The sequence below is a fragment of the Stenotrophomonas sp. Ps181 genome, assembly GCF_025697425.1.
Classification (GTDB): Bacteria; Pseudomonadota; Gammaproteobacteria; order Xanthomonadales; family Xanthomonadaceae; genus Stenotrophomonas; species Stenotrophomonas sepilia.
On sequence record NZ_JAHWBI010000004.1, the window covers coordinates 205995 to 228036 of the forward strand.

31 protein-coding genes, 2 tRNA genes and 1 pseudogene are annotated in these 22042 nt (G+C 65.3%); 14 read left to right on the forward strand and 20 right to left on the reverse strand.

Translation table 11 applies throughout. The annotated features are described in order from the left end of the window. Nucleotides 1-375: 375 nt before the first annotated feature. Nucleotides 376-576, forward strand: a complete 201-nt coding sequence (locus KXV01_RS11005; protein ID WP_049413663.1) for a hypothetical protein — start codon at nt 376-378, stop codon at nt 574-576. Continuing rightward, nucleotides 573-914 carry a phosphotyrosine protein phosphatase gene (locus KXV01_RS11010; RefSeq protein ID WP_111096533.1) on the forward strand — a complete coding sequence of 114 codons (342 nt, stop codon included), beginning with the start codon at nt 573-575 and terminating at the stop codon, nt 912-914. Before KXV01_RS11005 ends, KXV01_RS11010 begins: the two co-directional genes overlap by 4 nt. Nucleotides 915-1117: 203 nt before the next feature. On the opposite strand, the gene KXV01_RS11015 is transcribed toward KXV01_RS11010, so the two are convergent. Then, a complete protein-coding gene (locus KXV01_RS11015) occupies nt 1118-1633 on the reverse strand; it encodes a DUF3011 domain-containing protein (RefSeq protein ID WP_049413661.1) in 516 nt (171 codons plus the stop codon). 242 nt (nt 1634-1875) lie between these two features. Here KXV01_RS11015 and KXV01_RS11020 point away from each other — a divergent pair, with 242 nt between their 5' ends. Beyond that, nucleotides 1876-2271: a hypothetical protein gene (locus KXV01_RS11020; protein WP_100478506.1), complete on the forward strand. Its 396-nt coding sequence runs from the start codon at nt 1876-1878 to the stop codon at nt 2269-2271. 12 nt (nt 2272-2283) lie between these two features. Here KXV01_RS11020 and KXV01_RS11025 read toward each other — a convergent pair whose 3' ends face one another. After that, a complete protein-coding gene (locus KXV01_RS11025) occupies nt 2284-2976 on the reverse strand; it encodes an aspartate/glutamate racemase family protein (RefSeq protein WP_111096539.1) in 693 nt (230 codons plus the stop codon). An 86-nt stretch (nt 2977-3062) separates the two neighbouring features. Here KXV01_RS11025 and KXV01_RS11030 point away from each other — a divergent pair, with 86 nt between their 5' ends. From KXV01_RS11030 to KXV01_RS11050, 5 genes and pseudogenes are all read left to right on the forward strand, one after another. Then, entirely contained in the window at nt 3063-3374 is a 312-nt protein-coding gene (locus KXV01_RS11030) for a metalloregulator ArsR/SmtB family transcription factor (RefSeq protein ID WP_049413659.1), read from the forward strand. Further along, nucleotides 3374-3724, forward strand: coding sequence for a polyketide cyclase (locus KXV01_RS11035; protein WP_049438192.1), 351 nt, complete (start codon nt 3374-3376; stop codon nt 3722-3724). Before KXV01_RS11030 ends, KXV01_RS11035 begins: the two co-directional genes overlap by 1 nt. 37 nt (nt 3725-3761) lie before the next feature. Then, nucleotides 3762-4370: an ATP-dependent Clp protease proteolytic subunit gene (locus KXV01_RS11040; RefSeq protein WP_005417839.1), complete on the forward strand. Its 609-nt coding sequence runs from the start codon at nt 3762-3764 to the stop codon at nt 4368-4370. Nucleotides 4371-4537: 167 nt separating this feature from the next. Beyond that, a pseudogene (locus tag KXV01_RS11045) lies at nt 4538-5100 on the forward strand (LysE family translocator). Nucleotides 5101-5194: 94 nt separating this feature from the next. Continuing rightward, nucleotides 5195-5368, forward strand: a complete 174-nt coding sequence (locus tag KXV01_RS11050) for a DUF1328 domain-containing protein (protein ID WP_005417836.1) — start codon at nt 5195-5197, stop codon at nt 5366-5368. A 22-nt stretch (nt 5369-5390) separates the two neighbouring features. Here KXV01_RS11050 and KXV01_RS11055 read toward each other — a convergent pair whose 3' ends face one another. From KXV01_RS11055 to KXV01_RS11070, 4 genes are all read right to left on the reverse strand, one after another. Beyond that, on the reverse strand, nt 5391-5723 hold the full coding sequence (locus KXV01_RS11055) for an SMR family transporter (RefSeq protein WP_099494819.1): 333 nt from the start codon (nt 5721-5723) through the stop codon (nt 5391-5393). Between the two features lie 13 nt (nt 5724-5736). After that, entirely contained in the window at nt 5737-6309 is a 573-nt protein-coding gene (locus KXV01_RS11060) for a TetR/AcrR family transcriptional regulator (RefSeq protein WP_263467795.1), read from the reverse strand. A gap of 92 nt (nt 6310-6401) precedes the next feature. Further along, entirely contained in the window at nt 6402-6635 is a 234-nt protein-coding gene (locus tag KXV01_RS11065) for a DUF1653 domain-containing protein (RefSeq protein WP_049413654.1), read from the reverse strand. A 12-nt stretch (nt 6636-6647) separates the two neighbouring features. Continuing rightward, on the reverse strand, nt 6648-6932 hold the full coding sequence (locus KXV01_RS11070; protein WP_049413653.1) for a hypothetical protein: 285 nt from the start codon (nt 6930-6932) through the stop codon (nt 6648-6650). A 393-nt stretch (nt 6933-7325) separates the two neighbouring features. Here KXV01_RS11070 and KXV01_RS11075 point away from each other — a divergent pair, with 393 nt between their 5' ends. Together KXV01_RS11075 and KXV01_RS11080 are read left to right on the forward strand one after the other, a co-directional pair. Continuing rightward, nucleotides 7326-7583, forward strand: coding sequence for a hypothetical protein (locus KXV01_RS11075; RefSeq protein ID WP_049413652.1), 258 nt, complete (start codon nt 7326-7328; stop codon nt 7581-7583). Between the two features lie 76 nt (nt 7584-7659). Next, nucleotides 7660-8004 (forward strand): hypothetical protein, encoded by a 345-nt coding sequence (locus tag KXV01_RS11080; protein ID WP_049413650.1) that lies wholly within the window; start codon nt 7660-7662, stop codon nt 8002-8004. A gap of 45 nt (nt 8005-8049) precedes the next feature. Here the strand turns inward: KXV01_RS11080 and KXV01_RS11085 are convergent, their stop codons facing one another. From KXV01_RS11085 to KXV01_RS11120, 7 genes are all read right to left on the reverse strand, one after another. Continuing rightward, entirely contained in the window at nt 8050-8532 is a 483-nt protein-coding gene (locus KXV01_RS11085; protein ID WP_049438188.1) for a pilin, read from the reverse strand. Nucleotides 8533-8643: 111 nt separating this feature from the next. Then, nucleotides 8644-9099 (reverse strand): pilin, encoded by a 456-nt coding sequence (locus KXV01_RS11090; RefSeq protein ID WP_049438186.1) that lies wholly within the window; start codon nt 9097-9099, stop codon nt 8644-8646. A 153-nt stretch (nt 9100-9252) separates the two neighbouring features. Next, a complete protein-coding gene (locus tag KXV01_RS11100; protein WP_049413646.1) occupies nt 9253-9699 on the reverse strand; it encodes a pilin in 447 nt (148 codons plus the stop codon). Between the two features lie 109 nt (nt 9700-9808). Further along, nucleotides 9809-10135 (reverse strand): hypothetical protein, encoded by a 327-nt coding sequence (locus KXV01_RS11105; protein WP_197467660.1) that lies wholly within the window; start codon nt 10133-10135, stop codon nt 9809-9811. Nucleotides 10136-10233: 98 nt separating this feature from the next. Further along, nucleotides 10234-10605 carry a roadblock/LC7 domain-containing protein gene (locus KXV01_RS11110; protein WP_049413644.1) on the reverse strand — a complete coding sequence of 124 codons (372 nt, stop codon included), beginning with the start codon at nt 10603-10605 and terminating at the stop codon, nt 10234-10236. Further along, nucleotides 10598-11149, reverse strand: coding sequence for a GTP-binding protein (locus KXV01_RS11115; RefSeq protein ID WP_049413642.1), 552 nt, complete (start codon nt 11147-11149; stop codon nt 10598-10600). The genes KXV01_RS11110 and KXV01_RS11115 overlap by 8 nt, the downstream gene beginning before the upstream one ends. Next, a complete protein-coding gene (locus KXV01_RS11120) occupies nt 11146-11853 on the reverse strand; it encodes a hypothetical protein (protein ID WP_049438183.1) in 708 nt (235 codons plus the stop codon). The genes KXV01_RS11115 and KXV01_RS11120 overlap by 4 nt, the downstream gene beginning before the upstream one ends. Nucleotides 11854-12103: 250 nt before the next feature. Between KXV01_RS11120 and KXV01_RS11125 the strand changes: the two genes are divergently transcribed. The 3 genes from KXV01_RS11125 to KXV01_RS11135 all read left to right on the forward strand — a co-directional run bounded on the left by KXV01_RS11125 (nt 12104) and on the right by KXV01_RS11135 (nt 13839). Then, the gene (locus KXV01_RS11125; protein ID WP_049413639.1) at nt 12104-12775 is read left to right on the forward strand and encodes a response regulator transcription factor; all 672 of its coding nucleotides are present in this window, start codon (nt 12104-12106) and stop codon (nt 12773-12775) included. A gap of 128 nt (nt 12776-12903) precedes the next feature. Further along, on the forward strand, nt 12904-13461 hold the full coding sequence (locus KXV01_RS11130; RefSeq protein WP_049413636.1) for a DUF3011 domain-containing protein: 558 nt from the start codon (nt 12904-12906) through the stop codon (nt 13459-13461). 174 nt (nt 13462-13635) lie between these two features. Then, on the forward strand, nt 13636-13839 hold the full coding sequence (locus KXV01_RS11135) for a hypothetical protein (protein WP_005417823.1): 204 nt from the start codon (nt 13636-13638) through the stop codon (nt 13837-13839). Between the two features lie 132 nt (nt 13840-13971). Here the strand turns inward: KXV01_RS11135 and dxs are convergent, their stop codons facing one another. From dxs to KXV01_RS11170, 7 genes are all read right to left on the reverse strand, one after another. Continuing rightward, nucleotides 13972-15879: a 1-deoxy-D-xylulose-5-phosphate synthase gene (gene dxs / locus KXV01_RS11140; protein WP_099487342.1), complete on the reverse strand. Its 1908-nt coding sequence runs from the start codon at nt 15877-15879 to the stop codon at nt 13972-13974. 105 nt (nt 15880-15984) lie between these two features. Beyond that, nucleotides 15985-16650 carry an HNH endonuclease gene (locus tag KXV01_RS11145; protein WP_032954353.1) on the reverse strand — a complete coding sequence of 222 codons (666 nt, stop codon included), beginning with the start codon at nt 16648-16650 and terminating at the stop codon, nt 15985-15987. A 557-nt stretch (nt 16651-17207) separates the two neighbouring features. Beyond that, entirely contained in the window at nt 17208-18998 is a 1791-nt protein-coding gene (locus KXV01_RS11150; protein ID WP_164283693.1) for an acyl-CoA dehydrogenase C-terminal domain-containing protein, read from the reverse strand. 64 nt (nt 18999-19062) lie between these two features. Then, nucleotides 19063-19539: an LEA type 2 family protein gene (locus KXV01_RS11155; RefSeq protein WP_072169136.1), complete on the reverse strand. Its 477-nt coding sequence runs from the start codon at nt 19537-19539 to the stop codon at nt 19063-19065. Between the two features lie 142 nt (nt 19540-19681). Continuing rightward, a complete protein-coding gene (locus tag KXV01_RS11160) occupies nt 19682-20233 on the reverse strand; it encodes a lipocalin family protein (protein ID WP_049416669.1) in 552 nt (183 codons plus the stop codon). 160 nt (nt 20234-20393) lie between these two features. Further along, nucleotides 20394-20469 (reverse strand) — tRNA-Phe (locus tag KXV01_RS11165). Between the two features lie 71 nt (nt 20470-20540). After that, nucleotides 20541-20616 (reverse strand) — tRNA-Phe (locus KXV01_RS11170). Nucleotides 20617-20980: 364 nt separating this feature from the next. Between KXV01_RS11170 and KXV01_RS11175 the strand changes: the two genes are divergently transcribed. Further along, entirely contained in the window at nt 20981-22006 is a 1026-nt protein-coding gene (locus KXV01_RS11175; RefSeq protein ID WP_049416663.1) for an NADP-dependent oxidoreductase, read from the forward strand. Nucleotides 22007-22042: the final 36 nt, after the last annotated feature.

Below are 22042 nucleotides of genomic sequence, written 5' to 3' on the forward strand. Positions count from 1 at the left end.
GAGAAGATCCTCGATTGGCGGGACAGGGAAGGGGAATTGGCTGAAGGGGGGATCGCATCGCCGCCGTTCGGATGGCGTCGGGTAGAGCCGCCATATGCACCCTATCGGCTCGTAAGTGGTTGATTGTTAGTGTCGCAATCGACACTTTTGGGGAGCTTCATTGTTATGAAGATTCCTTGCCAATCAACGAGATGGGCCGAACAGTAACGATGCCTGGGGGGCAGAGGGTCGTCGGTTCGAATCCGGCCGTCCCGACCACTGTGATCAATCAAGAAGCCCGCGCAGCGATGCGTGGGCTTTTTTGTGCGTGCGGTGTATGCTGCGCGCCACTCGTACTACCGCGGCTGCTGAACCCGGTACTCACGAGAACACATCATGGAATCTGCAAGAAACCGTGCCTGGCGCCGCAGCCAGGCACGCAACCGCGATGGCGACCGCGCCACGACCGCGTACAGCTACAAGCCCGAGAAGAACTGGAAGCTGCTGTATACGCGCGATGCCAAGCTCGCGCGTGCACGCCAGCTGGGTTTCACCTATCCGGTCCTCAGCGCCCGCCAACTGCAGGAACAGCAATGATCAACCTGCTGTTCGTCTGCAGCCGCAACCAGCTGCGCAGCCCGACCGCCGAAGCCATGTGGCGACGGCGGCCAGGCTTCAACGCGCTGTCGGCCGGCACCAGCCCGCACGCACGACGCCCCATCGGCCCGGCGGATATCCGCTGGGCCGATGTCATCTTCGTGATGGAGGCCAAGCATCAGCAGCGCCTGCGGGCCGTGTACACGCGCCTGCTGGAACACAAGCGCGTGCACTGCCTGGACATCCCCGACGACTATCGCTGCATGGATCCGGCGTTGATGGACCTGCTGGCCGCCAAGGTGGCCGTGTACCTCGATCAACTGCCGGCGAAGCGGTAGATCAGCTCCGGATCGCCTTCGTCCAAGCCCTGCACGATGCCGCTGCCGGTGAGAACCCGAGGCGAGCATCGCCTCGCGGATATGCAGCACCGTCGAGGAAGGATCGGGTGGCGTCATCGACGGCTCCTGGACTGGATGCGCCCAGTCCATCGATCACGTCGGCCGTGTCTGCGTATCCGCCAAAGCCAGCGTGTGGTCGGCAGTCAATACACGCGGAACTCGGCGCGGCAGCCGTCGCTGACCCACACCCCGCGGCGGTCCCAGCCCCAGTTGCGGTCCTCGACGCACGGCGTCACCGACTTCTGCTTGACCAGGCGCACTTCATGGCGCACCCGGATGCGGCATTCCTTGTCCTTCTGCTCGTAGGACTCGCAGACCAGGCGCTCGCCGTCGTCATCCCGGTCACGATCCCGGCCGCGCCCCGGCCAGCGGCCGCGTCCCTGTTCGTCGGCCACGAACTCAGCGCGACAGCCTTCGGTGACCCAGAGCATGCGGCGGCTCTGGCCCCAGTTCTGGTCCTCGACGCAGCGGGTGACCGACAGCTGCCTGGCCATGCGCATGCGGCCTTCGATCGGGCACTGCTGGGTCTTGTTGAACTGCGACTCGCAACGCAGCGGCGGAATGTGATCGCTGTCGTAGTCCTGGGCGGCCACCGTGGTGGCCACGAGCAACAGGGCCAGGGTGGAGGTGGCAATCGGCAGCAACAGGCGATGGGTCATGGAGAGCCTCGGCAGGGGGAATGGGCCGCAAGAATGGACCAGCCCGAGGCCGCCGGAACGGATCGTTCCGGCGCTGGCTCAGTGGGGATTTAGTAGTGCGCACCGGCCCATGCAGGGCCTTACATCCCTTATCATCGCGGCACATCCGATCGCATCGGCTTACACCTTCTTACATGTCTCCCGCGCATGCCGGCGCAGCCTGTGGCTGCCGTCACTGGCACGCGGTCGGCCTGTGGAGGAGGATGCGCGGACCACGACGACCACAGGGGGTTGCGTTGATCAGCAGTACCGTCATTCATCGCTTGGCTGGCGCAGAGGCCGGGCAGGTGCGTGTCCTGGACACCACGTTCAAGGGCAAGCATGTGTTCATTGCGTGGGGCCTGCGCGGGCCGGAACTGAGCCGCAGCGCAGACCCGCCCGCCACCGTGGCTGCGCGCAAGGCGTTGCACGCCGTGGCCGGCCACAGCGAAGGGCCGCGCAGCCCGGAGGTGTTCATCGCCAACCAGTCGGCGGTGGCGATTACCGTCTATCGGCTGCTGACCGAGGCGCGTTCGGGCGATTCCATCTTCTTCCTGTGCGATTCGCAGGCCGTGGTCGACTGGCTGATCACCGCACTGGAAGTCCAGGGCGAAGGCTGACGCCGCGCGCGGTCAGGCCAGCGCCGCGTCCACCGCGGCGAGCGCGTGCAGGGTGGTGGTGTCGAACAACGGCACCGCACTGTCTTCGGGGCGCACCAGCAGCATGATCTCGGTACAGCCGAGGATGATCGCTTCGGCGCCGCGCGCGACCAGGCGCGCGATCACGCCGGCGTACGCCTGCCGCGAGTGCTCGCTGGCCACGCCGGCGATCAGCTCCTGGTAGATGATGTCGTGCACGCAGCGGCGATCATCAGCCTCCGGAACCAGTACCTGCAGCCCGAAGCGGTCCTGCAGCCGTTCGCGGTAGAACGCCTGTTCCATGGTGAAGGCGGTGCCGAGCAGTCCCACCTTGCGGATGCCTGCCTGCAGGATCGCCGTGGCGGTCGGGTCGGCGATATGCAGCAAGGGCAGCGGGCACTCGGCTTCGATCCGGCCGGCCAGCGTGTGCATGGTGTTGGTGCAGATCACCAGCAACTCGGCGCCACCGGCCTGCAGTCGCCGCGCGGCATCGAGCATGTGGTTGCCCAGCACATCCCACTGACCGTCGTGCTGCAACTGCTTGATGCCGGCGAAATCGACCGACCACAGCAGCAGTTGTGCCGAATGCGCGCCACCGAGGCGGTGCCGCACCGTCTCGTTGATGAGACGGTAGTACTGCGCTGAGCTTTCCCAACTCATGCCGCCGATCAGGCCAAGGGTCTTCATGCTCAGCTCCATGCCAGGGAGTCGTCATTGCAGCACAGCAGGTGTGGCAGTTGCACCATACATTAGTGACTGCTAATGTGTTGATCATGATCGAGAACGCCCTGTTCAAGGCGCTGGCTGACCCCACACGCCGCCGCATCTTCGAAAAGCTGGCCGATGGCGGGCGGCATGCCAGCGCGCTACGCGAGGGCATTGCGATCAGCCAGTCTGCGATGTCCCAGCACCTGGCAGTGCTGCGCGATGCAGGGCTGGTGCGTGAGCAGCGCCAGGGGCGCTTCGTCCACTATGAAGTCGATCCGCGCGGGCTGGCCCACATCGGACGCTGGCTGCAGCGATACCGGGCCTACTGGCCGGCGCGGATGTCCGCACTGCAGAACCTGCTGGAGGAGATGGACTGATGGACGATGTACTGAAGGAAGCGGCTCCCGCGCTGGTGATGGAGCAGCGGTTGCCTGCGCCGCCGGAACGGGTCTGGCGCGCACTGTTCGATCCGGCACTGCGTGAGCGCTGGTTGCCTGCCGCCGATCTTGCCGATCCACAGCCCTGCCTGTGCGAGGAGGGGCGGGCGCTGGGATTCCGCTTGCGCGATGCACAGCCCCCACATCTGCACAGCCTTGTGTGTTTCCGGCTGCGCGCTGATGAGGATGGGGGAACGGTGCTGACCATCGTGCATCGGCTCACCGACCGGCGCGCGCTGATACCGCCGGCGTCCAACGATGACCATCGCACGGTGATGCGCGCGGCTTGAGCCGGCGCCTGGATCGAACGCTACAGGGAGCAGGCACATGCGGGACAGAATGCAGCTGGTACCGATGGTGGTGGAACGCAGCGAGCGCGGTGAGCGCTCCTATGACATCTACTCGCGGCTCCTGCGCGAGCGCATCATCTTTCTCAACGGCGAAGTCGATGACACCGTATCGGCGCTGGTCTGCGCGCAACTGCTGTTCCTTGAATCTGAAAATCCGGAGAAGCCGATCCATCTGTACATCAATTCGCCGGGTGGGGTGATCTCCAGCGGCCTGGCGATGTACGACACGATGCAATACATCTCGGCCCCGGTGCATACGCTGTGCATGGGCACCGCGCGGTCGATGGGTTCGTTCCTGCTGATGGCCGGCGAGCCGGGTCACCGCGCGGCGCTGGCCAATGCCAGCCTGCATGTGCACCAGCCGCTGGGCGGGGTGCAGGGCCAGGCTTCGGACATCTTCATCCACGCCGAGGAGATGCAGCGCACCAAGCAGCGCATCACCCAGCTGTATGCGCGGCATTGCGGACGCAGTTTCGAGGAGGTCGAACAGACCCTGGACCGTGATCGGTTCATGAGCGCCGAGCAGGCATGCGAATGGGGCCTGATCGACCAGGTACTGGTACGGCGCGACGCGCTCGCGGCCTGAGCCTGCCTCTGTAACCACCGCATCCATGCTGCACTGTGTGTGCCGCGCCAGGCCGGCGCACTCTATGCTGGTTGGATGTTCTGAAGTGGACGCCCGATATGGCCCTGCATACTTGGTGGTGGTTCCTGGCCACGGTCTTCGTGCTGTGCGGGACGCCTGGGCCGAATATGCTGCACATCCTTGGGCGCAGCGTCGGGCTGGGGTTCCGTGGCAGTGTGCCGGCCATGGCCGGCTGCCTGCTGGCGATGCTGCTGGTGCTGGCGGCTTCCGCAGCGGGCCTGAGTGCGCTGCTGCATTCCTCGCCCATGCTGTTCGAGGTGCTGCGGTGGCCTACCTGGCCTGGCTCGGCATCAAGGCGTGGCGTGACAGCTGCCGGCCCGCCTCCACGGTGGGCGGCGACGCCGAGCCGCCGCTGGCGCCGGTGCACGGCGCAGGCGCGGTGTTCCGCGGCGGCCTGTGGGTCGGCCTGAGCAATCCCAAACTACTGCTGTTCGCCGCAGCGTTTCTGCCACAGTTCGTCGATCCGTCGCGCAGCCAGGCCGTGCAGTACAGCGTGCTGGTGGCGACCTTCGCGGCCTGCGAACTGTTCTGGTACGTGATGTATGCGGCCGGTGGCCACGGCCTGCGCCGTTGGCTTGCAAAGCCATTCGCACGGCGCTGGTTCGAGCGGCTGGTGGGAAGCGTGTTCCTGGCCTTCGCCGTGGCGCTGCTGCGCTTCCGGCCGCGTTGATTCACGCCGCACACGCGGCCCGTTCACGAGCGCCGCATCGGTGGCGGCCTAGCCTGATCGCACCGTTTGCATTCCCTGCGGGGAAAGGACTGACATGATCAAGTGGGCCATCATCTTCGCCATCATCGGCATCATCGCGGGCGTGCTGGGCTTCGGCGGCATCGCTGGCGCCGCCGTAGGCATCGCCAAGTTCCTGTTCTGGGCAGGCATCATCATCGCCGTAGTGCTGTTCCTGATCGGCATGAGCGTGGCGAAGAAGGTCAGCTAGCGCCGGTCGCGCAGCAGCGTCTTCAGTGCGCGCTGCTGCGCGAGAACAGATTGATCACCAGTACGCCGGCGCAGATCAGACCGATCCCGATCAATGCCGGTGCATCCAGCCGCTGCTTGAACACCACCAGGCCGATCAGCGAGATCAGCACGATGCCGACGCCGGACCAGATCGCATAGGCGATGCCGGTCGGCACCGACTTCATGGTGACCGACAGCAGGTAGAAGCACAGCCCATAGCCAACCAGCGCGCCCACTGTCGGCCATAGCCGGCTCATGCCGTTCGAGGCTTTCAGCAGTGACGTGGCAATCACTTCCAGCACGATGGCGGTGGCCAGGTAGATATAGGGGCTCATCGCGGGCTCCGGGTCACTGCGGGTCGCACAGCTTGAGGGCCTGCTCGGCCATCGCCAGCGCATTGAGGCGCTCTTCTTCGTCCAGCGGCCGGCCATAGGCGGTGGCCCAATAGCCGTCGGCCGCGCAGCGTGCCGCGTACAGGCGTGGATCGCCCGCTTCGCCGGGAAACTCGGCCAGCATCGCGCGCTTCCAGTCGCGCCAGTGCGCGAGCAGGGCCGGCTCCATCAGGTTGCCCAGGGTCAGGCCAATGTCGTTGTCCTGTTCCTGCTGCAGCAGGTGCTCGAAATTGGCCTGCACATAGGCACGGGTGAAGCAGCCGTGGCCGGGCGTGACGTCCTGCAGTAGCGCGCGCACGCGTGCCTCGAACTCGCCGATGAGCGCGTCGATGGCTTCATCGACCAGCGACTGCTTGCTGCTGAAATGATGGAACAACGCACCCTTGCTGACACCGGCGGCCTGCGCGACGTCCTGCACGGTCAGCGCGGCCAAGCCATTGCGGCCGATGACTTCGATGGTGGCCTGAAGCAATGACTGGCGCACGCTGTCGGGCGCCTTGCGGCGCGAGCGGGGAGGGGGTGAGGACATGATGGAAAGAAACCGACTGGACGGTATGATTGTAGCGCAGCCGGATCGCGTCACCGGCGCGACCATCGGGCACTGCCCCGGTGGGAGCCGGATCAATCGTCGATGCGTGCGAAACGCGCCTGCGGGCCGTGTTCGCCCGGAACCTGCTCGATGAACATCGGGTAGGGGCGTACCCACAGGCCGCCTTCGCCATAGAGTGCGCGATAAAGCACCATCGGTTCCAACGTCTCGCTGCTGCGGACGATGTCGATCACTTCGTATTCGCCGCCCTTGAAGTGGCGATACCGGCCACGGGCGAGGTCGGGCAGGGGACTCAGCTCAGCCATGACGGGTCGTGATCACTTGCGCGCCGGGCTGGCGGGCGTGGCGCAGTACGCGTCGATGGCTTCGGCCGTGTTGGCCAGGCCCTGCGCCTGTGCCAACTCCCAAGGGCGCTCGCAGCGCTGGCTGTGTTCGCACCACTGATAGCCGGCCGAGCCGATACAGCCGTGCGCATCACGGTCGCCCCCCACCACCGGTGTCGCTGGCGACGCCTCAGCCGCATCAGCGCGCGCGGTCGCCGTGTCCTGGCTGGCACAGCCGGCCAGAGCCAGCAGGGCCGGGATCAGAAGAAGCACCTTCATGTGCGAGCTCCGTGCGTAAAGCGATATTTTCTGCCGCAAATAGCTCGCCAGCAAGCGCTCAATGCACGGCGGCGCGGACCAACTCTTCGATCAGGATCAGATAGCTGGCCACGAAATAGAACTTCAGCAACGTCGAACGCTGGTGCGAGAAGAAGGTGCGCATGTGGACGGGGCCCCTGTTGATGACGGTAGTGTGAAGCCCAGCTGACTCCGTGACAAGGATCACGGAATGAACGAGCTAAACGGACTCAGGGATGTGATGAGGGTGGGGTTCTGACGCACTGGCGCGGACTTTTCGTACTTTTCTGATGGGACCACCCTGATGGCATGGCTAGGGTGACGGCATCAGCAGAGGGTCTAGTGCCCCTGCGCCTTTCCCAGAAGGAGCGTCCCATGGTCATTACCGTCAAGTGCAGTGCCGCGCAGTGGTCCCTGTTGGATCCGGCCGCAGGCGTCGCCGAAGCATTCAACTCCGGGGCCGCAGCGTTCGATGCCGCGGTTGGCCTGGCCAGCGCCCACCATCGCCGGACCGGCCAGGGCAGCACGGTGCGCGTGGAGGCGCTGGGTAGCAGCGTGGATGCCGTGCATTTCGAGGCGATGGCAACCGCCTCGGGGCCGGCTACCGGCCTGCGTCCTGCCCCGGTGGCGTAACGCCGGAGGATCCCCCGTGCAGTGCCTGGCTTACGACATGGCACAGCCACGATGGATTCACCGTTTTGGCATAGACATGACCGATCTGTGCCGGCAGGGCGCGATCCTGCAGTACGCGCAAGGGCTGTTGGGCCAGCACGAGGATGAGCAGATCCCTGCGCAGGCAGCAGATGCGGCGCAGCAGTGGCATGCCGTCAGCCTGGCCCACAGTCGGCATGCAGGGATCGATGATCAGTGCGTTGCAGCGCGGGCTGGCGATCTGGGTCAGAACCTCTGCGGGCGAGCGCGCTTCGCCGAGGGTTCTGCCGTCCAGATGGGGCTGGAGTCTGAGTATCAGTTCGCGTCGGATCCAGGGGTTTGCATCGGCGATGACGAGGGAGGGGAGGGGGGACGGCCGGCTTTCGCAGGCGCCCCTGCCTGACTGGAGCGGCAAAGCGCGAACAGCTTGAAGTATCTGCATAGCAGGCTATGGATTGTCGGGGCCACAGCCTTTGGGCAGGAGGTCGTAATAGGGGATGGCAGTCCAGCAGCGCCATTCATGGCTGTCCGAGTCCCTGATCAGCATCAGGTTGTTTCGCCATGTCCCCACGTTGTAGCCAGTATCGAATCGCAGCAGGCAATCGATTTCCAGGTCGCCATCTGCACGAATGCTTGTTGCGATGGTTTCACAGCGCTCGCTGCTCTCCGGCAGGCCCAGCTTGCGGTTGTCTGAACCATAGAGATCACCTCGTTCGGCCAACCACGCCTCCACGCCCGCCTTCCCGCCAGCCAGTTCGGCCAACGCCGCCGCCAGCTTGGCTTTGGTAGAGAACTTCTTGTATTGCGGAACTGCGATCAGGGAAAGAACTGCAATGATGGCGATGACCACCATGAGTTCGACCAGAGAGAATCCTCGTTGCCGGCGTGTACGCCTCCCCCCGTGGCCGGCCCTTGAGATTTTCTTTTTCATAGGTTCCTCCATGAGGAAATCAACTTTGAATCGTGGCTGGCGCACGCAATGGGAGAGACGCGCGCAACTGGATACAGGCCCGGCGATCTATGTAGGGGCATGCGCGTGCGATCAGTTCAGGCAGACCTGGGGAAGGAGGCTCCGGTCCGGAATGTCGCCCTTGCAGAACCAGGCTCCCTGCGAGTCGCGATCCAGGGTCAGGCTGCCACTGCCGATTGCAGCGTCGCTCTTGAGCTCGCAGTTGATGCTCGTAGCTCCATTCGTGACATCGCTTCTCACCGTAATCCAGGTACAGCGGGAGCTTGACTCGGGCAGGCCAATCGATGCCGGCGAGGTGATCTCGCTGCCTTCGGCGAGGAGTGATTCAACGCCGACCTTTCCACCAGCGACTTCTGCGAGGGCAGCGGCCAACTTTGCCTTGGCCGAGAACCGCTGATACTGCGGCAGGGCAATCATCCCCAGAATCCCGATGATCGCCACCACCACCATGAGTTCAATAAGGGAAAATCCCTTCTGCCGGGATGCGCTTTTGCCTGCGTGGCGTGTACGGCCGATTGCGGTGTTCATGATAATCCTCTGTGGCGTGGTGGTTTCGTTGGTCTGGCCCCGAAACAAGCATTCGTGGCGCAGTCATAGGAAATCACGTGCACGGCAGTGGTTATATTCAAGAACTGGTAAAGTCGAACGTGTTGAATGGCGGCGCGACTGTTTTGCGAATAATCAGAAAGTGCGCCGCAATTGCGTTGGGCATGGCACAGGCACTGCCTGCACATCGGCCATGCCCGCATTGCATCGCCATTCTCCGGCAGGGGTTCGCCACCATTGCAGGCGGCCGTCCTGGCGCAGGTCACAGGTCAGCACTGCGCGGCCGGTGTCGGGGAGCGAGGCGCGCAGGTGCGCGCAATGCGCGGCGCTGGCAGGCAGGCCCAGGTGCTGGTCGGTCACGGTGAGATCACCTTCGGCGTAACTGCTTTCCACGGCGGCGATGGCGCCGCCCAGCACGCTGGCCGCGTCGCGCGGCCGGGTGCGGCCGGTAGCGTCATCTGCCGAGGGCGCACACAACAGTAGCGCGTAGACGGCTGTCAGTCCGGCGACGATGCAGACCGACGCCCAGGGCCGGTAGTGGCGTCGGCGAGGTGCCGCCTGTGTGGTTGATCGAGGGCGCATGGAGGGCGGCTCCCGTTGTCGAGAAGGGCGCGCGGTGCAACCACAGGCCGGGGCCGCTCTCCCCAGAGCAGCCCCGGCACTCGCATCCCCTGGCTATCGTTGTCGTGCGCTACAGCGCCAGCGAGCTTTCCACGTCCAGCACCATGCGCCGGGCGAGAGCTAGATTGGCCTTCTGCCGATCCAGTACCACATAGAAGAACAGGCCCTTCTTGGCCGACACCGGGCGCAGCACGTGGTACGCGCGACCCAGAGTGATCAGCACGTCCTCGATGCTGTCGTTGAGCTTCAGCGCTTCAGCCGCTTTCATCTTGGCGCGCAGCACCTCGGTGTTTCCAGCGGCCGCCAGTTCCATGTCCACGCCTGAGCCGGCTTCACCCAGCAGCATGCCGCTTTCGTAGTCGACCAGGGCAACGGCTTGCGCGCCGTTGATCTGCATGAGCGTGTCCAGGCATTTGTTGATGGCGATGTTCATTTCAGTGGTCCGTTGCGGGTGTGAGGAGTTGAAGAGCCGTCTGATCAGTGAGAGGGCATGCATCAGTTCGGGTTGTCGGTCAGGGCCCGTACGCACTGCTTGGCATGCCACAGCACGTTGCCGATGACACAGCTGTGGTCGCATGCGGTCATCAATAGGCGGGGCTGTGTTCCGGGAATGGCAAGCATCAAAACCTTGCCGTTGGCGGCATCGAGGATGAGTGTGTCGAGTTCACCAAAGTGCAGTTCGCGACCCAGCGCACTGGCCAGGCCGAGCATCGAGCTGGTCATCGCGGCCAGGCGATCGGCGACATGGCCCTTCGGGCCGGCCTGGGCCAGTGCGAAACCATCAGTGCTGGCAACGACGAGCGCCTGGATGCCGGTGACATCGTGTACCAGCGCGTCGAGTGCCGATGTGCGGTCGATGTCATTCATGGGCGGCCGCCGTGGCATTGCATTCGATCTGACTCATCAGCAGGTCCATCGCCATGATGGCCTGCGCCATGTCGCGTGGGTCCAGCGGCAATGCCGGCAGGTGTGGCGCATGGTCCTGCAACCAGTCCTGCCAGTGCGGCTGTACCGGATCATCGGTGCTACCGCATCGGGTGAAGCCGATGACGACGGGCAGCCCCGGTGCGCTTTCGGCGATAGCTCGCAGATGCCGCCCGGCCAGCGTGGCGCCCACGCTGGCGCTGCCATCGATCAGAACGATGGCACCTTCTGCACCGGCCAGCAGGATCGGCCAGATGTAGGAGAAACGTTCCTGCCCCGGCGATCCGTACAGGCGCAGGCGGTCGCCGCCTGGCAGGTCGATGTCGCCATAGTCCATGGCCACGGTGGTGTATTGCTTGCCCACGGAAGGGTCGGTATTGCGGGCTTCCGTCACCACCGCCGTGCCCTGGGTCAATGTCTGCACGAGGGTGGACTTGCCCGCGCCGAGTGGGCCCATCACTACGATCTTGTGCTCACGCACGGTCATGCACTCCAGCGGATGCGAAGTTGTCGCCACAGATTGACGAGGCCGTCGGCGGGCGAGGGGCGCACAGGTGCGTCCTCGCCCACGACGGGAAAGGCATAGGCGGTGAGGAACGCTGCGTTGAAGAACGACTGCACGGTTTGGCGTGGCAGATCCAGGATGTCGCAGCATGCGCGCACGGACGCGCCCTGCTTGATCAGCAGCGCGCACAGTCGGAAGTGATCGGGACGATGGGCCAGGATGCGGAAGTCTGGCCAACGCCGCAGGCGCAACTTCGTGCAGTCGTGCAGGGGCGGGATCGGCACGCCGGGCCCGTCCGTGACCAGGGCAACGTTCCACAGCGTCAGGCGCAGCGGAACATTGCTGCACACCGTCGCACGCTGCACGAAGACCTCCTGTGTCACCGGTACTAGGCTCAGTCGAGGGTCTGCGTCGCCCAGTAGCCTCTGCAGCAGTGTCAGCGTGATCGGCGCGGGTGCGGTGGTCATCATCCGGTCGTTCCTGGCGTCCAGCCAGCACACGGTGGCCCCGTCGTGAATGATCGCGGCATGGGCCGGCCGCCGCGACGGCGTGCTGTCGCTCGCCAGATGCAGTCGCAACTGCTGTACGAACGGCAATGCGGCAGTTGGCAATGCGGCCGGCGCCAGTGGCTCTGCTTCAAAGGGCTCTTGCAGATCCTCAAACGATTGACGACGGAATCGGACCATGGGGTGTCCAGTGCGGCGAGTGATCGGAGGTGACTTTGTAAGCGGCCCCGCTGGCTTTCTGGAATGAAACTATTGGGAAAACTGCTGTGTCATTCGTATTTTTGATGCTCTCTGCAATTAATGGAATTGGCCGGAAGTTACTGCTGCAATGACATCAATTGCAGTGAGCGATTATTAAGTTGACGTAACCTGGAATGATTACTAGCGTCTCCACTGCGCACTGCGGCGTGACTATTGACGGGTAATCAGCATGCTCACTCGAATTGCCATTGCGGATGATCATCCACTGGTCTTGCTTGGCACGCGCATCGTGATCGAGGCCGGTGGGCAGCATCGCGTGGTGGCGGAGGCGCGATGTGCGGAAAGCCTGCTGGCCATCCTGGCTGAAGAGCCGGTGGATCTGGTGGTGACTGATTTTTCGATGCCGGATGTCGGCCGCTCGGACGGCCAGGCGATGCTGCAGGCGCTGAGTCGCAATTACCCCAAGGTGCCGGTGATCCTGGTCACGATGGTCACCAACGCCACCACCTTGAACATGGCAATGCGTACCGGTGTGCGCGGACTGGTGTGGAAGTGCAGTTGCGTGGATGGCACCCGCAAGGCGGTCGATACCGTGTTGAGCGGGGGGATCTACCTGGACCCCCAGTTGGCGCACTGCCTGCAGGAGGGTGGGCGTGAGCGATCGCTTTCGGTGTTGTCGCCCAAGGAGCTGGAGGTTCTGCGGCTGTATGTGTCGGGACCTTCGATCACAGAGATCGCCGGGAAGCTGCGGCGCACCGTCAGTACCATCAGCCGGCAACGCATTTCGGCGATGAGGAAACTGGGCATCAGCAATGATGCCGAGTTGTTCGCCTATGCGTTCGAGGAACGCCTGGGCAATGCCGGTGGCATGGCCAGTGGGGCAGCAAACGGGGGCCCATGAGTTCACGGCGGTCCAGTCAGGTCCGGTTGAGTTGTTTGAATGGGGGAACAACTGCCATCGCGCCTCCCTCTGTGCGCCGGGCCGTGAATCCCGGATGCTTGCGCCATCGTATTCATCTGGAGATCTCGATGGGCAAGGCACTCACTTGGCGCACCCTGGCCTGCACCCTGTTGCCGATGCTGGCGGCCGCCGGCGGCGCCCAGGCGCAGAGCTATGGCTACGGCTACGACGACGACCGCTATGGCGGCCGCGATGGCAGTGGCATCGTGCGCTGCGAGTCGGTCAAGAACCGCAGCAATGAGTGCCGCCTGGATGGCCGCGCGCGGTTGATCCGCCAATTGTCCGGTTCGCCTTGTGTGGAAGGCGAGACCTGGGGCCAGTCGCGCAACGGCGTCTGGGTCACACAGGGGTGCCGTGCCGAGTTCGTGGGCGAGTACCGGCGCGGCGGCGGCTGGGGCGGCAATGGCGGCGGCTGGGGCAACGGCAGTGGATGGGGTGGTGGCGATGTGGTCACCTGCCATTCCAATGGCCACCGGCAGGAGTACTGCGATGCCCGCATCCGCCGGGGCGTGCGCCTGATCCGCCAGGACTCGCGCAGTGCCTGCATCGAAGGCCAGAGCTGGGGCTGGGATCGCCGCGGCATCTGGGTGAGCGATGGCTGCAGGGCGCAGTTCCAGGTGAACTGAGCTTTACGGGTTCAACCCGTGAAAATCAGAATAATCTGATACAGCTCACATTTTGAACGCCGTATCGTCTGTGAGCAGGGCGCCTTGCGTGCCCTGATTCCCGGTGATGTCGATTGCCGTAGCCGGCATCAGCATCGCGCCGCCGTCGATACGCTGCCTCAAGGAGTGAGCTGCATGTTGATCCGCCTGCAATGCGAACAGCGCCAGTGGCGCGTGCTGCACCCGGATAGGCCGGAGCCGATCGAGTTCCGTGACGGCGCACGAGCCTATGACTTTGCCGAGACCCTGGCCCGCCTGCACTTCGTCGACACCGGGCAGCGCGCGGCCGTGCGCGTGGAGGCCAGCGGGGCGTTCGTGGAAGCGGTCAGTTACGGTTGAGCGTGGGGCGCCTGCCGGGGCAGGCCTGCGGGTTTCCGCCATCCACGCATGGCGTGGAACCACCTGCTTCCACCGTGGAAGGTGCGAGCCTTCGGCTGCACCTTCCCGTGATGCGTGGATTCCCGAACGGCCTCAGCCCGCTGCACTCAGCGGCGGGCTGCCTGCGGCCAGCTGGGGCCAACGCTTGAGTACGGCGGCGCGGATGCCGGCCGCATCGATACCGGCTTCGGCCAGCAGGTCCTCGCGGCTGGCGTGGTGCTGGTAGCTGTCGGGCAGGCCCAGGTGCAGGATCGGACGCAGCACGCCTTCGGCATTGAGCAGTTCACCGACACCGGAACCGGCACCACCGGCCACGACGTTGTCTTCGATCGTGACCAGGCCCTCGTGCTGGGCGGCCATGGTCAGCACCAGCTCGCGATCCAGTGGCTTGATGAAGCGCATGTTGACCACGCTCAGGCCCAGTTCGCGGCCGACCTGCTCGGCAGCGGGCACGGTGCTGCCGAAGGCAAGCAGGGCGATGCGGTTGCCCTGCAGGCGCAGCTCGCCCTTGCCGATCGGCAGGGTCGACAGGTCGGTGCCGGCCGCAACGCCGGTACCCGTACCGCGCGGGTAGCGCACGGCAGCCGGTCCCGGGTGCTGCAGGCCGGTGCTGAGCATCTGCCGGCACTCGGCTTCATTGGATGGTGCCATCACCACCATGTTCGGCACGCAGCGCAGGAAGCTGAGGTCGAGGTTGCCGGCGTGGGTCGCGCCGTCCGGACCGACCACGCCAGCGCGGTCGATCGCAAACAGCACGTCCAGATCCTGGATCGCCACGTCGTGCACCAGCTGGTCGTACGCACGCTGCAGGAAGGTGGAGTAGATCGCCACCACCGGCTTGCCACCCTGGGTGGCCATGCCAGCGGCGAGGGTGACCGCATGCTGTTCGGCAATCGCCACGTCGAAATAGCGCTGCGGGTATTCCTTGCTGAAGCGCACCAGGCCGGAGCCTTCGCGCATCGCCGGCGTGATGCCGTAGAGGCGCGGCTCGGCGGCGGCGGCATCGCACAGCCAGTCGCTGAATACATCGGTATAGGTCGGCTTCTTGGCCCCGGCCTTGGCCACCAGGCCCTTGTCCGGATCGAACGGGCCCACGGCGTGGTAACCGATCTGATCGCCTTCTGCCGGCTCGTAGCCCTTGCCCTTGGTGGTCATCACATGCAGCAGCTTCGGGCCCTTGGAGGCGCGCAGCGTCTTCAGCGTGGACAGCAGGGCCGGCATGTCGTGGCCGTCGATCGGGCCGGTGTAGTGGAAGCCCATTTCCTCGAACATCGTGGAGGGCACGAACATGCCCTTCCAGTGTTCTTCCCAGCGCTTCACGAAGCGTGCCGGATTGTTCTTCTTGTCACCGAGAATCTTCTTGCCGCCTTCGCGCAGCGCGTTGAGCGTGCGGCTGCCGGTGGCGCGGCCCAGCATCTTGGTCAGGCCGCCCACGGCCTCGGAGATCGACATGTTGTTGTCGTTGAGGATCACCAGCAGGTTCGGCTCCGGCTCCATGCCGCCAGCGTGCATCAGCGCTTCGAACGCCATGCCGGCGGTCATCGCGCCGTCACCGATCACCGCCACGATCTTGCGGTCGTCGCCTTCGGACTGGCGGGCGATGGCCATGCCGAGCGCGGCCGAGATCGAGGTCGAGGAGTGGCCGACACCAAAAGTGTCGTACTCGCTTTCCTCGCGCTTCGGGAACGGCGCGATGCCGTCCTTCTGCTTGACGGTGTGGATCTCGTCGCGGCGGCCGGTCAGGATCTTGTGCGGGTAAGTCTGATGGCCGACGTCCCAGACCAGCTGGTCGTGCGGTGTCTGGTACAGGTAGTGCAGGGCCACGGTGAGCTCGATAACGCCCAGGCCGGCGGCGAAGTGACCGCCACTCTTGCCCACCGATTCAATGAGGTAGGCGCGCAGTTCGTCGGCAACCGCCCTCAATTCGGATTCGTCGAACGTGCGCAGGTCATCCGGCGTCTGGATGCGCGCGAGGCGGGGATAGCGGGCAGAGTCGATCATCATGTTCGCACTTTTTCTGAACGCCCATTTTCGCCCTCAAACGGGGGTGGGGCAAGCAAACGCCGCCGTCCGTGACAGGACGGTGAGGGTTGCATTTTCAGGCGTTCAGGTGCTCAGTTTCGAGCGCTTGGGCAACTGCGCCTTCAGGAAGGCCATCTGGTCGGCCAGGATGTTGCGGTTGGACAGGATCAGGTGCTCGATCCAGCTGGGCCGGTAGGGCACTGCCAGCAGGGGCATGCCGGCCTGCTGCGGGGTGCGGTCGCTCTTGCGCGAATTGCAGTGGAAGCAGGCAGTGACCACGTTTTCCCAGCAGTCCAGGCCACCTTTGGACAGCGGCATGACATGGTCGCGGGTGAGCGTGGGACGGGTGAACTGCTGGCCGCAGTACATGCACAGATGGGCGTCGCGGGCGAACAGGGCCTGGTTGGTCAGGTTCGGCGTCGGGTCGATCGCGCGGGAGCGGGCGTGGCCGCGGGCGGCGATGATCGGGTGCAGGTCCATGCCGCTCTGCAGGCCGCTGAAGCGGTTGGTGCCACCGTGGATATGCAGGCAGGGATCGCCGAGCGTCCAGGCCACTGCCTCGCGGGCGTAGAGGCAGGCCGCATCCTGCCAGGTGATCCAGTCCAGTACGCGTCCGTGGGCATCAAGCGAGAGCAGCCGGACCGAACCGGGGCGATGCAGCGTCGTGGCGTTGGGCGATGCTTCGGCACCCGGAGCAGAAAACGGAGCTCCGGCTTCGATCAGACCCAAGCGTGTAGTGTCTGTCTCCATCGGGAGAACAGCTTATACCTGAATGTTGACGATTTGTGTATCGCCGACGGGCGATACACAAATCGTCAACATTCAGGTCCGCGCATTCCTCCTATCCCCCGCACCTGTCGGTGCGCCCTCCCTTTACAAAGGGGGGCTTTTCTCCAGATGGATTCCGGTGGTTCTCATCCACGCGTGGCGTGGATCTACGGCAGATCGCGGGGGACTGTCAGAGGCGGGGCGGTGTGGGTTGGCAGGACCGTTGGCGCCATGGGCCCGAGGCATGCCTCGGGCGGGTTGGGCAGGACGCCCCAACTCCGGTCTTGCCGTGTGCGCAGGACAGCGCACACGAGCAAGGCGCCATCGAGCCCCCAAGGGTGAGGGTGCTTTGCTTGCGAAGCACTGCTTCGCAAGCGCCCGAACGCACAGCCGCCAGGGGCTGGGCCGGACCGCGGAGCGGGGTTTACGGCGTGTCCTGCCAACCCACACCGCCCCGCCATCCACCGGGATGCAGCTGTCGCTTTTGCGGTTGCCGGCCAGCGGCCGGCACTACCGCGGGTGCCGGGCGGCAGCCCGGCTCAGGCGCCGAAGCGCTCGTCGTCCATCGCCATCAGCGGGGCGGCGCCGGACTGGATCGCGGCGGCGTGGCTGAGGGTGCGCGGCAGCACACGGGCGAAGTAGAACCGCGCGGTTTCGCGCTTGCCCTGGGCGAAAGCGGCGCCGTGTGCGCTGGCGTCGGCGGCGGCGACGCTGCGGGCCCACCAGTAGGCCAGCACCACGTAGCCCGAATAGAACAGGTAGTCGTAGCTGGCTGCGCCCAGTTCGTCCGAATTGCCGGCCGCGCGCTGCAGCACGTCCATCGTCAGCTTGCCCCATTCGGCGGCCTTGGCGCGCAGCGGGCCAATGAACTCGGCCAGCGCTTCGTTGCCCTCGTGTTCCTTGGCGAAGGCTTCGATCTCGGCCAGCATCAGCTTCAGGCCGGCGCCCTGGCTGGACGCGGTCTTGCGGCCGATCAGGTCCAGCGCCTGGATGCCGGTGGTGCCTTCATACAGCGTGGTGATGCGGGCATCGCGGGCCAGCTGCTCCATGCCGTGCTCGCGGATGTAGCCGTGGCCACCGAAGCACTGCAGGGCGTTGTAGGTGTTCTCGATGCCCCATTCGGTCTGGCAGGCCTTGGAGATCGGGGTCAGGAAGCTCACCAGGGTGTCGGCGCGCTCGCGCTCGGCCGCATCTTCGGCATGGTGGGCGACGTCGATCAGGGTTGCGGCGTGCAGCGCCAGCAGGCGGCTGCCTTCGACCAGCGACTTCACCGTCAGCAGCATGCGGCGCACATCCGGGTGGACCAGGATGGGGTCGGCCGGCTTGTCAGGGAACCTGGCGCCGCTGAGGGCGCGCGATTGCAGGCGCTCACGGCTGTACTTCAGCGCGTTCTGGTAGGCGCGCTCGGACAGGCCGATGCCCTGCAGGCCGACCCCCAGGCGCGCGGTGTTCATCATGGTGAACATCGCCTGCAGGCCCTTGTGCGGCTGGCCGACCAGGTAGCCCTGCGCGCCATCGAAGTTCATCACGCAGGTGACCGAACCCTTGATGCCCATCTTGTGCTCGATCGAGCCGCAGCGCAGTGCGTTGCGCTCGCCGACGTTGCCGTCGCGGTCGACCTTGAACTTCGGGGTGACGAACAGCGAGATGCCCTTGGCACCCGGGGGAGCGTCGGGCAGCTTGGCCAGCACCAGGTGCACGATGTTCTCGGTCAGGTCATGCTCGCCGGCGGTGATGAAGATCTTGGTGCCGGTGATCGAATAGCTCCCATCGGCGTTCGGCTCGGCCTTGGTCTTGAGCAGGCCGAGGTCGGTACCGCAGTGCGGTTCGGTCAGGCACATGGTGCCGGTCCAGCGGCCCTCGATCAGTGGCTTGAGGAAAGCCTCGTGCTGCCAGGCCTCGCCGTGCTGCTTCAGCGCTTCGATGGCGCCGTGCGACAGCAGCGGGAAGTTGCCCCACGCCAGGTTGGCGGCGTTGATCATTTCGTTCAGCGGCACGCCCAGGGTGTGCGGCAGGCCCTGGCCGCCCAGCTCCGGCGAGGCGGTCAGGCCGGTCCAGCCGCCATCGACGAACTGGTCGTAGGCTTGCTTGAAGCCGGGCGGGGTGGTCACTTCACCGGTGGCCTGGTCGAGCACGCAGCCGATCTCGTCGCCGACGCTGTTGAGCGGGGCCAGCACGGTGGCGCTGAAGCGGCCGGCTTCTTCCAGCACGGCATCGACCACGTCGGCGGTGGCGTCGGTGAAGCCCAGCCGGGCGAACAGGGGTTCGACCTTGAGCACGTCGTGCAGGGCGAAACGAAGGTCGGAAAGCGGGGCGGTGTAGCTGCTCATCGGTACGTCTCGATTTGATCAGGGCGGGGGAGAGCGGCGCCGGGCGCCGCCACGAAAGGCGGGTTCAGCGCAGCACGCCCGGCAGGCCCGGGGCCTGGTTGAGGGTGCTGCGGCTGCTGATGTCGAAGCTGCGCTGCTTCTTTTCCTGCGGGGTGGCCGCCACCGTTCCCTTCAGGCCATAGGCCAGGGTGCGGTTGCTGGCCAGCGCATCGGCCACCACCAGGCGCGCGGCCGAGCTGGGCACGAGGTCGACATTGATGACGTCGGCGGAGGTGCCGCCGATGGAGATGCCGGGCTTGGCCTGCAGGGTGCCGGCCTCGTTGTCGCCGACGGTCAGCGCCAGCGAGACGTCATCGAAAGTCATCGGCATCGAGCTGAAGTTCTGCAGGCGCAGGGCCACGGTCCAGTTGCCGTCGGCACGCACGGTCAGCTGCTGCAGGCTGGCCGCCGGTTCCGAAACACGCTTGACGATGCCGTTGTTGCAGGCAACAAGGGCGAGGGTGCACAGGACAATCAAGGCGATACGGAAACGGTGGAGCATGGGCGCAAGTCCTCTGGAGGGGTGCGTTTGGATAAGCATACTACGGCGTATGGTCGTTTGGATCGCCTGTGGCGACCCGTCGCAGAGGGTAGCGCGTGAAGATGGCGGTCGGGCGTGCGCGGCGCCGCGGATGCGACGCGGTTCAATCGGCGGGCGTATCGCGAAGCGGAGCCATCAGGCGCAGTGGGCGCAGGTCGTAGCCCATGGCCTCGGCTTTTTCTTTCAGCGCTTCGAAGCGTGCGCGATCCATTTCCGGCAGGCGCGAGAGGATCCACAGGTACTTCCGGTCCGGTTCACCGACCAGCGCCCACTGATAGTCCGGATCCAGGGCCAGCACCCAGTAGTCCGCCCAGACCAGCGGGACCCAGCTCAGCCAGTCCGGCGCGAAGCGCACCTGCAACTGGCCGGGATGACCGGCCACCGTGCGTGCCACGCCCTCGGCGACCACGCGCTCACCGTCGCCGTTGCGGCAGGCGTTGGTGACACTGATGCGGCCATCGCTGCGCAGTCCGTAGTTGGCGGTGATCTCGCTCACGCACTGCTTCTGGAACGAGACCGGAAGATGCGCAATCTCGTGCCACTGGCCGGCGTAGCGATCGATGTCCAGGCGCTCGACCGCGCGCACAGGTTCAGTGGCGATCACCGGGAAGGCGGCCAGCAGCAGGCAGGCGAGCAGGGCGGGGCGCAGAGGCATCGTTAGGCTCCAGGCAGGAGTCTGGAGCGTAGGTGCCGCCGCGCATGCCGGTGTAAATGTTTCGTCAACCGGGCGTGTGCGCAGGCGCCGCATCCGCAACTTGTGCAGTGCGCGAAGCACGGACAAAAAAAAGACCTGCATCTCTGCAGGTCTCGAAAGATGGTGGCCGAAGACGGAATCGAACCGCCGACACGGGGATTTTCAATCCCCTGCTCTACCAACTGAGCTACTCGGCCAAACTGTGTGGCAATCACGATCAACTGCGATTCCCGAAAAAAAGACCCGCATTTCTGCAGGCTGTCGAACGTGGTGGCCGAGGACGGAATCGAACCGCCGACACGGGGATTTTCAATCCCCTGCTCTACCAACTGAGCTACTCGGCCACGTAGTTCATTGCAGCGAGGTCGCTGCCAAGGACGCGCATATTACGGAGGTAAGCCGCCTACGGCAAGCATTTTGGCAAAAAACCTTCACATTGCCGTCTGCGCAGGCGCAAGTACTTGATCCGCCGTCGCGGGGCGGGGGCGCGCTGGATGCCGATTCATCCGGGCGCGGCGGCGCGGTGATCATCGCCTGCGGCGGAATTCAGCGGGCCACGGTGATCGACAAAAGCGGCGTGGCGGGGCCAGCGCGTGGACGGCACCGACACCTGACATGGAACGCTGTTTTCGTGACCGCCATGGGGGAACGCTGCGGCGTAGTGTCGGCGTTCCCTTCCTGACGCTGGCAACAGCAGAGATCGTCGTCATGTCCGACTCATCGACCACCACCCGCATCGTGCTGGCGTCGCGTCCGCAGGGGGCGCCTACTGCAGCCAATTTCCGCCTGGAGCATGCCGCGCTGCCGCCCTTGGGCGACGGCGAGGTGCTGCTGCGTAATCGCTACCTTTCACTGGATCCGTACATGCGTGGACGCATGGATGAGGGACCGTCCTATGCCGCGCCGGTGGCGGTGGGGGCTGTGATGGAAGGCCAGACCGTGGCCGAGGTGCTGCAATCCAGGGCTGAGGGTGTCGCAGTGGGCGAACTGGTGCTGGCGCCGGGCGGGTGGCAGACCCACGCGGTGCTGCCGGCCAAGGCGCTGGGCCGCCGCCTGGATCCCGCCGGGCTGCCGTTGAGTACGGCGCTGGGGGTGTATGGCATGCCAGGCTTCACCGCCTATTCCAGCCTTCATGAAATCGCCCGCCTGCAGCCGGGAGAGACGCTGGTGGTGGCCGCCGCAACGGGGCCGGTCGGTGCGACCGTGGCGCAGCTGGCCAAGCTGCAGGGCGCGCGCGTGGTGGCCATCGCCGGTGGCGAGGCCAAGCGTGCCTATCTGCAGACGCTGGGCGTGGACGTGGCGCTGGATCATCGCGCTGCTGGTTTTGCCGAGCAGCTGCGCGCGGCGGTGCCTGCGGGTATCGACGTGTACTTCGAGAACGTCGGGGGCCATGTACTGGATGCGGTGCTGCCATTGCTCAACGACTTCGCCCGCATTCCGGTGTGCGGCACCATCGCCACCTACAACAATCGTGGCGTCGCGCAGCCTGGCCCGGACCGCCTGCCGGCGCTGTTCAGCCAGATCCTGCGCCAGCGCCTGACCGTGCGCGGTTTCATCGTGCACGACTTCAAGCACCTGTGGCCGGACTTCGAGCGCGAGATGGCGCAGTGGCTGCGCGAGGGCCGCGTCCAGTACCGCGAGGACGTGGTGGAAGGGCTGGAGAAGGCGCCGGAAGCCTTCTTTGGCCTGCTGCAAGGGCGCAACTTCGGCAAGCTGGTGGTGAAGCTGGATTGAGGGCTTGGCGGGTGTGCCGGCCAAGGTTGCCGGGTA